This window comes from Citrobacter sp. Cu096, assembly GCF_030332285.1.
GTDB lineage: Bacteria > Pseudomonadota > Gammaproteobacteria > Enterobacterales > Enterobacteriaceae > Citrobacter > Citrobacter meridianamericanus.
The window spans coordinates 282,332-296,478 of record NZ_JAOWID010000019.1; the positions used below are offsets into that span (position 1 = coordinate 282,332).

A 14,147-nucleotide genomic window follows, 5' to 3' on the forward strand; every position below is an offset into this window, starting at 1 on the left:
TTGCTACATCGAAACTAAAATTATTTGATTTTAGCTTCTTTGTACAGTACGTGCTGGCGTACAACTGGATCGAATTTTTTCAGTTCCAGTTTTTCCGGCTTAGTACGTTTGTTCTTCGTGGTGGTGTAGAAGTGACCTGTACCAGCAGAAGAAACCAGCTTGATTTTCTCGCGAATACCTTTAGCCATGATTTATTTCCTCTTTAAGTACTTAGTACTTTTCGCCACGGGCACGCAGTTCAGACAGAACTGTATCGATGCCTTTCTTATCGATTACACGCATACCTTTAGCAGATACGCGCAGGGTGACAAAACGCTTCTCGCTCTCAACCCAGAAACGGTGAGAGTGCAGGTTCGGCAGGAAACGGCGTTTAGTCGCGTTCAGTGCGTGGGAACGGTTGTTACCGGTCACCGGACGCTTGCCAGTAACTTGGCAGACTCGGGACATGTCTATTCTCCAAAAATCAAATTAGCTCGAGCTTCGTATGGGGTATCGGCGCCTCGTCAGGCTTTACAGCCCGGTCATCGCATAGTTCTAAGTGAACTCTCGATTGCCAGGCCCAAATGCCAAACCCGAGATTCTCAAAGGTGGCGTAGTATACGCTGACCCGGCGTTATGCTCAAGTCCCGAACAGACAAAGATCCCGATGGATCGCGTAAAGTGCATTAAATCCAACCGCGTTCCGCAAAAGAAACGCACTCTCCGCGCCCAATGACCAGATGATCAAGCACCCGGATATCCATGAACTGACAGCATTTCACAACACGCTCGGTGATGAGTTTATCTGCTTTGCTCGGCTCTGCACACCCTGAAGGGTGATTATGCGCAAGGATCACTGCGGAAGCATTCATTTTTATCGCTTCGCGGACAATTTCTCGCGGATGTACCTCGACGTGGCTAATCGTACCGGAAAAAAGTTTACTGTGTTTAATCACGCGATGTTGAGAATCCATAAAGATCACAAAAAAGATCTCGCGTTCCTCTTGTGAGAGCTGACTTTGCAGAAATTCACGCGCCATTTCCGGGCTAAGTATTGCGCGCTCCTCAATCACCCGTACGTTGTAGTAACGCCTCGCCAGCTCCGCTATTCCCTTCAACTGTGCATACTTCGCGATACCGATGCCCTGAACATAGCTGAAATCCATGTAATCAGCAGACAACAGGCCATACAGCGAATCAAAATGCTGAAGCATCTCTTTCGCCAGCGTAAGCACATCTTTACCCAGCATCCCGGTGCGTAAAAAAAGAGCCAGTAGCTCAACGTCGCTCAGCGAGCTAGCGCCCTGCGCCAACAGCTTTTCCCGAGGCATTATACGTCCTGTATTTTCCATGCTTTTCCCCCCATTTCGCATCCGCATAGTGGCATAACGCCAGCGGAGAATCGACGCGCTGTTATCACTTCTTCGTAGCGCCTCGCAAACTGGATCGCGGGCAAAAGCACGACACATTGCGGATTGTGATAAAATATCCGCCTTCTGGTGAAACCCAACAGGAAAGATCATGATGAGCCTGGCCGGTAAAAAAATCGTACTTGGCGTCAGTGGCGGTATTGCTGCGTACAAAACCCCTGAGCTGGTGCGTCGTTTACGGGAACGCGGCGCTGACGTCCGCGTGGCGATGACCGAAGCGGCAAAAGCGTTTATTACTCCTCTGAGCTTACAGGCAGTTTCGGGTTATCCCGTTTCCGACAGCCTGCTTGACCCCGCAGCCGAAGCTGCGATGGGCCACATTGAGCTGGGGAAATGGGCCGATTTGGTTATCCTGGCCCCTGCGACGGCAGACCTGATTGCCCGCGTTGCCGCCGGTATGGCCAACGATCTGGTGTCTACGATTTGTCTGGCAACTCCAGCGCCTGTTGCCGTGCTGCCGGCCATGAACCAGCAGATGTACCGCGCTGCCGCTACCCAGCACAATCTGGGCGTTCTTGCCTCACGCGGTTTGTTCATTTGGGGCCCTGACAGCGGTAGCCAGGCATGTGGCGATGTCGGTCCTGGACGTATGCTGGATCCATTAACGATTGTGGATATGGCGGCAGAACATTTTTCACCTGTCAAAGATCTGCAACATCTCAACATCATGATTACAGCGGGTCCGACGCGTGAACCGCTTGATCCCGTAAGGTATATTTCCAACCACAGTTCCGGGAAGATGGGATTTGCTATCGCAGCCGCTGCAGCAAAACGCGGGGCAAACGTCACACTGGTATCAGGTCCGGTTTCGTTAACCACACCGCAATTTGTCCAGCGCGTTGATGTAATGACCGCGCTGGAAATGGAAGCCGCCGTGCAATCTGCGGTACAACAACAGCATATTTTTATCGGCTGCGCCGCAGTCGCTGATTACCGCGCTGAAACTGTCGCCCACGAAAAAATCAAAAAGCAGGCGACGCAGGGTGATGAATTAACAGTAAAAATGGTCAAAAATCCGGACATCATCGCCGGTGTTGCCGCACTGGATGCTAACCGACCTTTTGTCGTTGGGTTTGCCGCCGAAACAAATAATGTGGAAGAATATGCCCGGCAAAAACGCATCCGCAAGAACCTTGATGTGATCTGTGCGAACGACGTTTCGCTGTCTACTCAAGGATTTAACAGTGACAGCAACGCATTACACCTTTTTTGGCAGGATGGAGATAAAGTCTTACCGCTTGAGCGCAAAGAACTCCTGGGCCAATTATTACTCGACGAGATCGTGACCCGTTATGATGAAAAAAATCGACGTTAAGATTCTGGACCCGCGCGTAGGGCAACAATTTCCGCTCCCGACGTACGCCACTTCTGGTTCTGCCGGACTTGACCTGCGTGCTTGTCTTGATGACGCCGTAGAACTGGCGCCGGGTGCAACAACGCTGGTGCCAACCGGGTTAGCTATCCACATTGCCGATCCTTCTCTGGCAGCGGTGATGCTCCCGCGCTCCGGATTGGGCCATAAGCACGGTATCGTGCTGGGCAATCTGGTTGGTTTGATTGATTCCGACTACCAGGGCCAACTGATGGTGTCCATCTGGAACCGTGGTCAGGACAGCTTCACTATTGAGCCGGGCGAACGCATCGCGCAGATGGTATTTGTACCGGTCGTGCAGGCTGAATTTAATCTGGTGGAAGAGTTTGAAGCCACCGATCGTGGCGAAGGTGGCTTCGGCCATTCCGGGCGCAAGTAACCCGCAGAAAAGTATCCCACAGCGTAATAACGCAATAACATACCGCAAACAACCGTTTGCGGTCGCTGTGTGGATGCCTGCCTGGCAAGAGCTTATTTTCAGGGGTATTTTGTAACATGGTAGAAAAGCAAACTGCGAAAAGGAATCGTCGCGAAGAAATACTTCAGTCTCTGGCGCTGATGCTTGAGTCCAGCGATGGTAGCCAACGCATCACCACAGCAAAGCTGGCAGCCTCAGTTGGCGTATCCGAAGCGGCATTGTATCGCCATTTTCCCAGCAAGACTCGCATGTTCGATAGCCTGATTGAGTTTATCGAAGACAGTCTGATTACCCGTATCAATCTGATTCTGAAAGATGAAAAGGATACTAACGCGCGCTTGCGTCTAATCGTCCTGCTGATTTTAGGGTTCGGTGAACGTAATCCCGGCCTGACGCGCATTCTGACCGGACACGCGTTGATGTTCGAGCAAGACCGTCTGCAAGGCCGCATTAACCAGCTGTTTGAGCGAATTGAGTCGCAGCTACGCCAGGTTCTGCGAGAAAAAAGAATGCGTGAAGGTGAAGGCTACACCGTGGATGAAACGCTGCTGGCCAGCCAGTTACTGGCTTTCTGCGAAGGTATGCTGTCTCGGTTTGTACGTAGCGAATTTAAATATCGTCCAACGGATGATTTCGACACCCGCTGGCCGTTAGTTGCCGCTCAATTGCAGTAACACAGTTGCCCGGTAAGCTTAACGCTACCGGGCGATGACTTACACCCCAAACTCTTCGCGATACGCCCGGACTGCGGCCAGGTGCTCTGCCATTTCAGGTTTTTCTTCCAGATAGGCAATCAGATCTTTCAGGGTAATGATAGAAATCACCTTGCACCCATAATCGCGTTCCACTTCCTGAATCGCTGAAATCTCGCCGCGACCGCGTTCCTGACGATCGAGAGAAATCAGTACGCCTGCCAACGTCGCACCATTTGCCTGGATTATCTCCATGGATTCACGAATCGCAGTACCGGCAGTGATCACGTCATCCACCAGCATCACGCGCCCCTCAAGTGCGCTACCTACCAGATTACCGCCTTCGCCATGGGTTTTCGCCTCTTTACGGTTAAAGCAGTACGGCAAATCTTTATCGTGGTGTTCCGCAAGTGCTACAGCCGTGGTGGTCGCAATCGGAATACCTTTGTACGCAGGACCAAACAGCAAATCGAACTCAATACCGGAATCCACCAGCGCTTCGGCATAAAAACGGCCTAACAGAGCCAGATCGCGCCCGGTATTAAACAGTCCGGCATTGAAGAAATAGGGGCTTTTACGCCCGGATTTCAGCGTAAACTCGCCAAACTTTAGTACCTGCTTGCTAAGCGCAAACTCAATAAACTGGCGCTGATACGGTTTCATGGATTCGCTCCTCATCTCACTTTATTACAGACAAAAAAAAGGCGACTCATCAGTCGCCTTTAAAATCAATTTTCTAACGCCGCCTTCTGCGTCGCTACAATGGATTCGATTCCCCCTCGGGCCAACGCCAGTAGGGTGAGAAGTTCTTCATGGCTGAATGGCTCACCTTCCGCCGTGCCCTGTACTTCAATAATACGGCCATCTTCAGTCATCACCACGTTCATGTCGGTTTCTGCTGCTGAATCCTCAACGTACTCGAGGTCACAGAGCGCTTCACCGTTAACAATACCCACGGAAACCGCAGCGACCATCCCTTTCATCGGGTTAGTTTTCAGTTTACCGCTCGCGACCAGCTTGTTCAGCGCATCAGCCAACGCAACACATGCACCGGTAATTGATGCGGTGCGCGTACCGCCATCTGCCTGAATAACATCGCAATCCAGCGTAATAGTGAATTCGCCGAGCGTTTTCAGATCAACGGCGGCGCGCAGCGCGCGGGCGATAAGACGCTGGATTTCCATGGTACGACCGCCCTGCTTACCTTTCGCCGCTTCACGGGCGTTACGGGTGTGTGTGGCGCGTGGCAGCATGCCATATTCTGCGGTGATCCAACCCTGGCCCTGACCTTTCAGAAAACGCGGTACGCCTTCATCAATAGAAGCGGTACATAGCACTTTGGTATCACCAAATTCGACCAGCACGGAGCCTTCAGCGTGTTTTGTATAATTACGGGTCAGGGTGACGGGACGCACCTGATTGGCACTACGACCTGCTGGACGCATGATAAAATCTCCGGCTTGAAACGAATGTGGCTGCGCATTATACGGACTTCCGACTGTTATTCCTATCCTGACAAGACGTGGATGGCTATAATCCTCCCATCTCATCTTTAAAAACAGGAACGTCTATGATCCGCAGCATGACCGCTTACGCCCGGCGTGAAATCAAGGGTGAATGGGGTAGCGCTACCTGGGAAATGCGCTCGGTAAACCAGCGTTATCTGGAAACTTATTTTCGCCTGCCGGAGCAGTTCCGTAGTCTTGAACCCGTTGTTCGCGAGCGTATTCGCACGCGTCTGACGCGCGGTAAAGTCGAATGTACGCTGCGTTTTGAGCCTGATGCCAGTGCACAAGGCGAGCTGATTCTGAATGAAAAACTCGCTAAACAGCTCGTTAGCGCTGCTAACTGGGTCAAAATGCAGAGTGATGAAGGTGAAATTAACCCGGTTGATATCCTGCGTTGGCCAGGTGTAATGGCAGCCCAGGAGCAAGATCTGGACGCCATTGCCGCCGAAATCCTCGCCGCGCTTGACGGTACGCTGGATGACTTTATCGTTGCGCGTGAAACCGAAGGTCAGGCACTGAAGGCGTTGATTGAGCAGCGTCTGGAAGGCGTCAGCGCCGAAGTAACGAAGGTACGTGCGCATATGCCGGAAATCCTGCAATGGCAGCGCGAGCGTCTGGTAGCCAAACTGGAAGATGCTCAGGTGCAGCTGGAAAATAACCGCCTTGAGCAAGAACTGGTGCTGATGGCACAGCGTATCGACGTGGCTGAAGAACTGGATCGCCTGGAAGCTCACGTCAAAGAAACCTACAACATTCTGAAGAAAAAAGAGGCGGTTGGCCGTCGTCTGGACTTCATGATGCAGGAATTCAACCGTGAGTCGAATACTCTGGCATCGAAGTCTATCAATGCCGAAGTGACTAACTCCGCAATTGAACTGAAGGTATTGATCGAGCAAATGCGCGAGCAAATTCAGAATATCGAGTAAATACTTAAGAGCTATCACAAAGACGCACAAAACCAGCAAAGCCCGCATTTAGACGGGCTTTTTTGTTATCATGGGCTATCATAAAGACGCAACAAAGCGCATAGTTAAGGTGTACACCTAGGTGTACACATGGCGTTAGGTGTACTCAACTAGGTGTACACCCCTTATTAAAAGTTTGGAATAGTTTGGATATTCGCAAAATGCCAAAACTCACAGACATGCAGATCCGCGCATGGATAAAGGCCGGGGAGCGATTCGAGGGACGCTCTGACGGTAACGGGCTTTATCTTTCATACCGCGAAAACTACCAGACCCCCGTCTGGCGCTTCCGCTATAAATTCGCTGGGAAACCCCGCGCAATGATGATCGGCTCATATGCTGAGCTATCACTATCAAAAGCCAGAGAGACAGCCAAAGAGCTATCGGCGCGTGTTGCGCTGGGCTATGACGTCGCGGGAGAGAAGCAGGAACGGAAAGCCGAAGCGCTGGCGAAGATGGAAGCAGAGAGAAACGCCATGCGCGTTTCAGAGCTAGCGGCTGAATACTTTGAGCGCCAGATACTGCCCCGCTGGAAGCACCCCGACATACTACGCCGCCGGATCGACAAGGATATAAATCCCCACATCGGGCGAATGAAGGTGGAGGACGTAAAGCCGCGCCATATTGATGACATGCTCAAAGCGATAGTAGACCGTGGAGCGCCCACCATAGCGACGGACGTTTTACGTTGGACGCGCCGCATATTCGACTACGGAATCAAGCGGCACGCTCTGGAGATTAACCCATGTTCCGCATTTGAGGTTTCGGACGCTGGTGGGAAGGAAGTTAGCCGTGACCGCTGGTTAACCCGTGATGAGCTAATCCAGCTATTCAGGGCCATGCGCACCGCAAAGGGATTCAGTCGACAGAATGAGATCACTTTCAAACTATTGTTAGCCCTATGCGTTCGTAAAATGGAGTTATGCGCCGCCCGCTGGGAAGAGTTCGACCTGGACAAAGGCATCTGGCACTTACCAGAAGAACGCAGCAAAAATGGTGACGCAATAGATATTCCGCTGGCACCACCAGCAGTTGAATGGCTAAGAGAGCTTTACACGTTCTCATGCAACAGCGCATGGGTATTGCCAGCCAGAAAGATGCAAAACAGGATGATTCCACACATTCAGGAAAGCACTCTGCCCGTGGCGCTGGCAAAGGTACGCGCAGAAATGCCGGACGTGCCGAACTTCACCATTCACGACTTCCGCCGTACTGCCCGCACCCACTTAGCGGCGCTAGGTGTTGATCCGGTAGTTGCAGAAAGATGTCTAAATCACCGTATCAAAGGCGTTGAGGGTATCTATAACCGGCATCAGTATTTTGATGAACGCAAAGCAGCGCTGGCACAATGGGCCGATCTGCTGGTGGCCTTAGAGAGTGGTGAAGATTACAACGTAACACCAATCAGAATAGTGAAGTAAACAGACAGATTGAGCCTAGTCCGACGGGGCGAAAAGCGGAAGCCTTACCGCCTGACTCAATCCTATTTTAGGCATTGCGTGAAAGGTAACGTGATGAAAAGAGCAAAATATAGCGATATCACAGAGTGGTTTTCGCTGGAAAAATACGATTACATACTTGATTTGAGCGTTCAACATGTAATAGCTGAGGCCTTTATGATGGATGCTCACTATTCGTCTTTAGAATATCGAAAAGAGACATCTTTCGCTGTTTTCCCTTTTCCTCTCATTGGAGATATAACTCTGTTCCATGAAGATATAGGCGAGAATGAGCTATCATTTGATGATAGGGGAATAATGCCGTTACCGTTCTCCATGATTTGTGCCTTTGTTAATTCATGCTTGGTAGATGGTCGGATTTCCATTAATGAACATGGAAAATTGGAACCAAGAGCAGATATTGCCAATCATGATGTTTATAACCAACCGATGCTTTTCGATATTGATGACCCTAAGTCAGATGGTTCCACGGGAATATTTGTTGATATAGGCCTTGATCTAATGAGTGATGAGGAAATGATTGCCGGATTCAAGATCCTTCTAAGAAAATGGAGAGAGCAGACGGGGATTAAAGAACGCTCTAGCGATGCGCGAAAACGATTCGGCTTATCAACAATAGCAAAAATTCACCACTACAGAGTTATTCCTTATCTTGATATTGCGCGCTGGGCAAGAATTAATGACATGTCTGTCTCTAATGAGCTTTATGCCAGATTACTCTTTCCCAGTCCTTTGCCCAATGGTGAAGTAAAAGGAGGGGCTCATATTAGAGACACCGTTAAACCCTTTGCTGAATGTGCAAGAGATTTGCTTAACAGGACTGCGCTAAAAAAATACTACGCCGATAACCCACACATAGAAAACATGAGGTTTTCAGAGTTTCTGAAATTGGCAGATTTTCAGTAATTTTAAAATCTGCGGATTGTAATATTTTGGAACTGTATAGATAAGGACTGTTTTTTTCATCAGTATGCACCGTAACGAAGCAGCAACCATCGGCAAGAGGTTACGGGAAGCATGAACTTAGAAACTATCCCCACTAAAGGTTACATCCGACGCTTTCGCCTAGCTGAATTGCTGGGCGTTAGTGTATCTACTATCGACCGCAAAGTACGTGACGGCTCACTTCCTCGCCCGGTAAAACTAGGTGAAAAGATCACCGCATTTGACGCGGTAGAGATTCATAACTGGCTGGCAGAACGCCGCGGGAAGGTGGCGTAATGGAAAAGAAAAACCGCCCAGTACAGCAGGCGGCTAACTCAGATATTCGCGGATCCGATGTTACGCCACCAGCCCACTCTATTCAACAGATGAAGCGCACGCCGAAAAAGCATCGTGCCCGAGTCTATATGCTGCGCACTGGCGTAGAGGGATGGACAGAGAACGATATTCTACGCTACTGCCGTCTTTCGTCTGGCCGCAATTATGCGTCTGAAATCGAGCGCCGCCTCGATATTCAGCTTGAACGTATTGATGAGAAAAATCCGGATGGCATTGGCGCACACCTACGCTACCGCTTTGTAAGCCGTGGTGACGTGATGCGAGTTATCCAGTTGGTTAACAGCAACGCTGCCGCAGGTGGTTATCAGGGACTTACTCAGCCTGAAATAACCGACATTCTCAACCTCTACCCGGACGCATTCACCGCCGCATAACGGAGTATGAAATATGAAACTCGAAAAAAGCCGATTCACTTCGGAGGACGCCCCGCAATCTAACGTAGGCCAGAGCGTAATTATCAATAACGACTTTGCCGCTATTGTGCCGGTTAATTCAGGTCTGATTGGCGGACGTCAAACCAATATTGTGAGCGCCAGAGATCTGCATAAAGCGCTCGGTGTTGGCAAAGATTTCTCAACGTGGATCACCGACCGTATTACTGATTATGGCTTTGCTATTGGCAGTGATTACATCGTTAACAAAGCAATTTCCCCAAAATTGGGGAAAAGCCCTACTGGCGCGGCTTGCAGCCCGATTGCTGTAGGCAGGCCGGGTAAGGATTATTTGCTGTCTATCAGCACCGCCAAAGAAATCGCAATGCTCGAGCGCAACGAACAAGGCCGAGCCGTTCGCCGCTACTTCATCCAGTGCGAGGAGGAGTTACAGCGCAGCGTACCGGAGATTGCCGCCCGTTATCGCCAGCATCTTAAAGCCCGCATCAATGCGGCTGGTCGTTTCACCGCTATGTGTGAAGCGCTTGAATTGGCGCGAATGGAGCAAGGTAAAGCCACCCAGCGCCATCACTACACCAATGAGAGCAACATGTTGTCTCGCATTGTTCTTGGTGGCCTGACAGCTAAGCAATGGGCGCAGACAAACGGTGTAGATGGTGAGCCACGCGACAGCATGAACGCTGAGCAGCTAGAGCACCTTGCTTACCTTGAGAGTACCAACATCACGTTGATAGATATGGGCATGGAGTTTGATCAGCGCAAAGCAGAATTAACCCGCCTGTCACAGCGCTGGATGACTAAGCATCTGGGGGCTTCCAATGAATAAAATGTACCAAACCCAATCATCCCCGTCGGCGAAAGTTGGACCCACTCAGGCTGTTACCGTTAAGACATCAATAACTGCAGATGTGAGCGATATTTCCGTTATTCGTTTTGACGGTGTGAAAGTTCGCATCGTCAATATGGACGGCGATCCGTGGTTTATTGCCAAAGACGTTTGCGAGGCGCTGGAAATAGCCGATCACAAAGTCGCATTACGGCGATTAGATGCGGATGAAAAGGGGGAGTGTTTAACACCCACCCCCGGTGGATTGCAGATTATGCGTACCGTCTGCGAATCGGGCTTTTACAAATTAATCGCCCGTAGCCGTAAAGCCACCACCGAGGGGACTTTTGCTCACCGCTTCACTAACTGGGTATTCCGCGAGGTTATTCCATCTATCCGTAAAACCGGTTCCTACGGCGTGCCGTTCGCATTCCTGAACGACCATAGCAAGCGACAGGCTGCATATACCAAGAAGGCCAGCAACCTCGGTAAAGAACTTCAGGCCTGCAAAGGCGAGAAATCCCGACTTATCGCAGAAGAAGCCGAATTATGGCGCAAACATCAGCCACAATTGCCGGAGATTCACTAATGGTTAAGCCTATCAACACTCCGCGCCCACAACAGCGTTATAGGGACGCACACGGCGCTATGGTGACGGTTGAGAGTGTCATTTTTAACCGAGTGACATTTTACCGCGACGGATATCACTCACCATGCGTACAGCCGCTGGAACGCTTTACTAAGGAATTCCGGGAGGTGGCGCAATGATGGCTACCGTCCAGAGCAAGGGTTTTCTCCTGGCTGGCCTGTTAACAAATGTTAACCCTCAGAACCTTATAAAACTCAAGGTCACGAACGGCTGCCTGTTATCAATTGTTATGGTTAATGGCTTAGCAAAACTTAGCCTGAACCTCACAAAACCTGACATCCACGCACGGGGAATGACGACAAATGATGACATTTCAAACAAAAAAATAATCACCTCTAAAAAGCTGACTGTGGGGAATAAATTCCCCCTGCTGGCTGGTGGTATGAACTGGATTGCTATTGCCGGAAGTCACCACGCGGTGAATTTTGCGGTCAGTGCGCATGTACGAGAAGATTTATCTGACGTCATAGCGCACGGGGGCGCAATTTTCGTATGTCAGCCCTTCGGGTCTTCTTTCGTTTTTTTACGGTGTTCTGATTTTAGTTTACGGCTGCAGGCGTCTAGTACCCATGCTGAGAAGTTGGCTGTAGGGTTTTCGTTCTTTTCATTTTCTATGCTGGCATCTATCGATTCGACTAGGTCATATGGGAATCGGATGCCTTTGTATGCAGATTTATTGTTTCTATGTCCTGTTGCCATTGAGAAATCTCTCTTTTGGTGTTTTAACACTGCTGAGCATACAGGAGGGTTTAAAAAACAGGAAGTGTTTAAACACAAAGGGCTTGACGATAGTGCTATTCTCACACTAAAGTGTTTAAACACCTTATCCACAGGTAAGGCACAGGAAGTACAAAAAATGGCGAAGCCCGGAGATGCGCTAACATCTACCGAGCTTCTTACCACCAGCGTTATCTACAGTAACGAGGTAGCTATGAGCGATCATAACACACACCCGCAAGGGCGGGATTCTTACACCCTTAAAAAATTCACATGGCGTTTTCTCGCTATCAACCGCCACGACAAAAAGGCCAAACCATGCCGCCTGTCTGTTGAGGCTGAAACTGAGCGCGAAGCACGCAGCATCTTAGCCCCGCATTTCATTCTCTCTTTGGCTGCCCGCCTGCCAGTTGTCGGAGGGAGCAATGCGTAAAAAACCATTGAAAAGCAGCATTGCGATTGCCCTCAGATCCATTGAGCAGGCTTCCGCTGTACTGATTGCCGTCCGCCACGCAGCCGGAGAAATGGAGCCTTGCGATATTTCAGACGCTATTGATGCGTGTTCTGGTTTGGTCAATGAGGCGCGTTGTGAGCTGGCAATTCTGGAGGGTGAAGAATGAATAAGTACCGTGTGTTAGTTAACTGTTTCGACCGTGCGGGCGCACCGATCCCAGTGACATGGTATGGCAACGCCACCAGCCCCAGTGACGCAATCCAAAAAATGAACCATGAAGCGCAGAGCAATGGCTGGAGCGTTGGAAAAATCATTTGTGTACAGCAAAGAAAAATAAGTCAGGAAATGGAGGTCGCAGCATGAATATCAACGCAATCTATCGCCACCCGGCGGAACTGAATGCCGAAGAAATGCTAGCTCGTGAACATCCCTACCCCAAATCATTCGCGCTCGCCGAACGTACCGTGGAACGAATGAACCGCGCCCGTACAGGTCTGGCTCATGTGATGACGGAGTTGCTTCCCGAACTCGACGAAGAACAGGGGGTAGTACTGAATTGCTGGTTAAACAAAATCCTGACGATTATCGATATTGCCCGTATTGATGCGGAGGGGAGAGCATGAGCCAGTTACAACTTATTGATGCTACCCGCCAGGTTGAGCAGGCACAGGCCGTTTTATCTATGTGGGTGGAAAGAACCCCACAATGCCCAAGTCCAGAATTAACACGCCTTATCGGTTCAATTCTCACTTTACTGCATGGCGTTCCAGAGGCGATGAGCGAGGCAGAAAGCCAGCTGGCGGACTATGTGATGCGTGATTACAGGGAGAACAAGGCATGAATGAGATTAAAGCGATTCCTGAAGGAATAATTATCAACGGGAAGCTGCAGGCCTACTCGGACGTCATCAGTTTGTTTGAGAACGGCACATATGATTCCTGCCCGGTTGATGCTTATCAGGCTTTACAGGAAATAAATGAGGCCCATCAGCGTGGCTGGGTTGACCCCGATATGGACCAGCAGATTGTTATGTGGCGGTGGCTGGTGGCGGGCATGTTCATCCGTGAACTTGCTAAAAACGGTTGCGAGTCAGAAAGCATCACGCCGGGTGAGGATAAATATTACACCTACGCTGGGGGCGGGATCCCTGTGCCTCTGAGAATGAGGAATGTGCGCAATGCGCTTATGTGTCTGGTGGAAACGCAACTCCTGCAGATTTTGGGCAGTGATGAGGGCAGGGTTGCCTGTACAGAAGCCTACCGGGCAATGGTGACAAATTTCCCTGATGATGGTGGCTTGATTTTGTCTGCCGAGGGCATGAGACAAATCACCGGCTTTTTGGATGCTTTTGTCACTATGGCTGTTACCGGCGCGTTCCCTGATAACCGGGCCATTCACTGATGGAGAGGACTATGAACTATTTCGCAGAGGCCACTCCTGATGGCGTAACCATCGTAACCCGAAGTAATGCCGGAGTATGTGGGCATACTGCTCTCCTCGGTTTTGAGGAGGCTATAACGCGTCTGGATGCTGGCGAGTATGACAATAATTTAGATGAGGGTTTTGCAATCCATCTTGCTGTAGCTAAAGGTGGCAACGCTGGCTGGTTCGATTATACCGCTCAGCATAACGCCACCATGTGGCGATGGCTAATTGCTGCCGCATTCATTGCCGAAATGAAGCGCGAGAACGGTACAACCATTGTGACTGATTTAGACGGTACAGCCTCGTGGGCAGCGCTTTATTCCAATAGAGATACAACAATCCCGCTGTATCCCTTAGCTGAAAGACTGGCGATGGCAAACAACATCGAGGGAGCCATGCTCGAGCGTTACGGTGTTGAGCAAGGGACAGAGAATATCATTATTTTCTATCGTTCCATGCTGGATGTTGAGCTGGGCGAGCTAACGCCGTTCGGACGTGAAGTACTGGCAGAGCTACATGATCACTTTATTAGCGATCTGGAAGTAAACGGCTGGCCTGAAACGCCAGTGGCGCACTGAG

At 50.3% G+C, this 14,147-nt stretch carries 23 protein-coding genes; 18 read left to right on the forward strand and 5 right to left on the reverse strand.

Going from position 1 to position 14,147, the window contains the following annotated elements; translation table 11 throughout:
• Positions 1-20: 20 nt before the first annotated feature.
• From rpmG to radC, 3 genes are all read right to left on the reverse strand, one after another.
• Positions 21-188, reverse strand: coding sequence for a 50S ribosomal protein L33 (gene rpmG / locus OGX99_RS05380; RefSeq protein WP_003024094.1), 168 nt, complete (start codon positions 186-188; stop codon positions 21-23).
• A gap of 22 nt (positions 189-210) precedes the next feature.
• Positions 211-447, reverse strand: coding sequence for a 50S ribosomal protein L28 (rpmB, locus tag OGX99_RS05385; RefSeq protein ID WP_002436699.1), 237 nt, complete (start codon positions 445-447; stop codon positions 211-213).
• Between the two features lie 218 nt (positions 448-665).
• Positions 666-1,331, reverse strand: a complete 666-nt coding sequence (gene radC / locus OGX99_RS05390; RefSeq protein ID WP_151217024.1) for a RadC family protein — start codon at positions 1,329-1,331, stop codon at positions 666-668.
• A 172-nt stretch (positions 1,332-1,503) separates the two neighbouring features.
• On the opposite strand from radC, the gene coaBC reads away from it, so the two are divergent.
• From coaBC to slmA, 3 genes are all read left to right on the forward strand, one after another.
• On the forward strand, positions 1,504-2,724 hold the full coding sequence (coaBC, locus tag OGX99_RS05395) for a bifunctional phosphopantothenoylcysteine decarboxylase/phosphopantothenate--cysteine ligase CoaBC (RefSeq protein WP_252838614.1): 1,221 nt from the start codon (positions 1,504-1,506) through the stop codon (positions 2,722-2,724).
• A complete protein-coding gene (dut, locus tag OGX99_RS05400) occupies positions 2,702-3,160 on the forward strand; it encodes a dUTP diphosphatase (protein ID WP_006687626.1) in 459 nt (152 codons plus the stop codon). Before coaBC ends, dut begins: the two co-directional genes overlap by 23 nt.
• Before the next feature lie 116 nt (positions 3,161-3,276).
• Positions 3,277-3,873: a nucleoid occlusion factor SlmA gene (gene slmA, locus OGX99_RS05405; RefSeq protein WP_005122608.1), complete on the forward strand. Its 597-nt coding sequence runs from the start codon at positions 3,277-3,279 to the stop codon at positions 3,871-3,873.
• Between the two features lie 39 nt (positions 3,874-3,912).
• Here the strand turns inward: slmA and pyrE are convergent, their stop codons facing one another.
• Entirely contained in the window at positions 3,913-4,554 is a 642-nt protein-coding gene (gene pyrE, locus OGX99_RS05410; protein ID WP_061066836.1) for an orotate phosphoribosyltransferase, read from the reverse strand.
• A gap of 65 nt (positions 4,555-4,619) precedes the next feature.
• The gene (gene rph / locus OGX99_RS05415) at positions 4,620-5,336 is read right to left on the reverse strand and encodes a ribonuclease PH (protein ID WP_003024054.1); all 717 of its coding nucleotides are present in this window, start codon (positions 5,334-5,336) and stop codon (positions 4,620-4,622) included.
• Positions 5,337-5,461: 125 nt separating this feature from the next.
• On the opposite strand from rph, the gene OGX99_RS05420 reads away from it, so the two are divergent.
• The 15 genes from OGX99_RS05420 (at position 5,462) to OGX99_RS05495 (ending at position 14,146) form a co-directional block, all read left to right on the forward strand.
• Positions 5,462-6,325, forward strand: a complete 864-nt coding sequence (locus OGX99_RS05420; protein ID WP_003024052.1) for a YicC/YloC family endoribonuclease — start codon at positions 5,462-5,464, stop codon at positions 6,323-6,325.
• Between the two features lie 200 nt (positions 6,326-6,525).
• Positions 6,526-7,785 (forward strand): tyrosine-type recombinase/integrase, encoded by a 1,260-nt coding sequence (locus tag OGX99_RS05425; RefSeq protein ID WP_286542877.1) that lies wholly within the window; start codon positions 6,526-6,528, stop codon positions 7,783-7,785.
• Between the two features lie 93 nt (positions 7,786-7,878).
• On the forward strand, positions 7,879-8,730 hold the full coding sequence (locus OGX99_RS05430) for a DUF6387 family protein (RefSeq protein ID WP_286542879.1): 852 nt from the start codon (positions 7,879-7,881) through the stop codon (positions 8,728-8,730).
• Positions 8,731-8,841: 111 nt separating this feature from the next.
• The gene (locus OGX99_RS05435) at positions 8,842-9,045 is read left to right on the forward strand and encodes a helix-turn-helix transcriptional regulator (protein WP_286542881.1); all 204 of its coding nucleotides are present in this window, start codon (positions 8,842-8,844) and stop codon (positions 9,043-9,045) included.
• On the forward strand, positions 9,045-9,479 hold the full coding sequence (locus OGX99_RS05440) for a PM1773 family protein (protein ID WP_130715286.1): 435 nt from the start codon (positions 9,045-9,047) through the stop codon (positions 9,477-9,479). The genes OGX99_RS05435 and OGX99_RS05440 overlap by 1 nt, the downstream gene beginning before the upstream one ends.
• Positions 9,480-9,492: 13 nt before the next feature.
• Positions 9,493-10,323: an antA/AntB antirepressor family protein gene (locus OGX99_RS05445; RefSeq protein WP_286542884.1), complete on the forward strand. Its 831-nt coding sequence runs from the start codon at positions 9,493-9,495 to the stop codon at positions 10,321-10,323.
• Positions 10,316-10,912 carry a BRO-N domain-containing protein gene (locus tag OGX99_RS05450; RefSeq protein WP_286542886.1) on the forward strand — a complete coding sequence of 199 codons (597 nt, stop codon included), beginning with the start codon at positions 10,316-10,318 and terminating at the stop codon, positions 10,910-10,912. The genes OGX99_RS05445 and OGX99_RS05450 overlap by 8 nt, the downstream gene beginning before the upstream one ends.
• Positions 10,912-11,091 (forward strand): DUF4222 domain-containing protein, encoded by a 180-nt coding sequence (locus OGX99_RS05455; protein WP_286542888.1) that lies wholly within the window; start codon positions 10,912-10,914, stop codon positions 11,089-11,091. The genes OGX99_RS05450 and OGX99_RS05455 overlap by 1 nt, the downstream gene beginning before the upstream one ends.
• A complete protein-coding gene (locus OGX99_RS23855; protein WP_502873426.1) occupies positions 11,088-12,122 on the forward strand; it encodes a host cell division inhibitor Icd-like protein in 1,035 nt (344 codons plus the stop codon). Before OGX99_RS05455 ends, OGX99_RS23855 begins: the two co-directional genes overlap by 4 nt.
• On the forward strand, positions 12,115-12,309 hold the full coding sequence (locus OGX99_RS05470) for a hypothetical protein (protein ID WP_079938915.1): 195 nt from the start codon (positions 12,115-12,117) through the stop codon (positions 12,307-12,309). The genes OGX99_RS23855 and OGX99_RS05470 overlap by 8 nt, the downstream gene beginning before the upstream one ends.
• On the forward strand, positions 12,306-12,506 hold the full coding sequence (locus tag OGX99_RS05475) for a hypothetical protein (protein WP_286542891.1): 201 nt from the start codon (positions 12,306-12,308) through the stop codon (positions 12,504-12,506). Before OGX99_RS05470 ends, OGX99_RS05475 begins: the two co-directional genes overlap by 4 nt.
• On the forward strand, positions 12,503-12,766 hold the full coding sequence (locus OGX99_RS05480; RefSeq protein ID WP_286542893.1) for a nicotinic acetylcholine receptor subunit beta: 264 nt from the start codon (positions 12,503-12,505) through the stop codon (positions 12,764-12,766). Before OGX99_RS05475 ends, OGX99_RS05480 begins: the two co-directional genes overlap by 4 nt.
• Positions 12,763-12,984 carry a hypothetical protein gene (locus OGX99_RS05485; protein WP_130715289.1) on the forward strand — a complete coding sequence of 74 codons (222 nt, stop codon included), beginning with the start codon at positions 12,763-12,765 and terminating at the stop codon, positions 12,982-12,984. The genes OGX99_RS05480 and OGX99_RS05485 overlap by 4 nt, the downstream gene beginning before the upstream one ends.
• Positions 12,981-13,544, forward strand: a complete 564-nt coding sequence (locus tag OGX99_RS05490) for a hypothetical protein (protein WP_286542897.1) — start codon at positions 12,981-12,983, stop codon at positions 13,542-13,544. Before OGX99_RS05485 ends, OGX99_RS05490 begins: the two co-directional genes overlap by 4 nt.
• A complete protein-coding gene (locus OGX99_RS05495; RefSeq protein ID WP_286542899.1) occupies positions 13,544-14,146 on the forward strand; it encodes a hypothetical protein in 603 nt (200 codons plus the stop codon). The genes OGX99_RS05490 and OGX99_RS05495 overlap by 1 nt, the downstream gene beginning before the upstream one ends.
• Position 14,147: the final 1 nt, after the last annotated feature.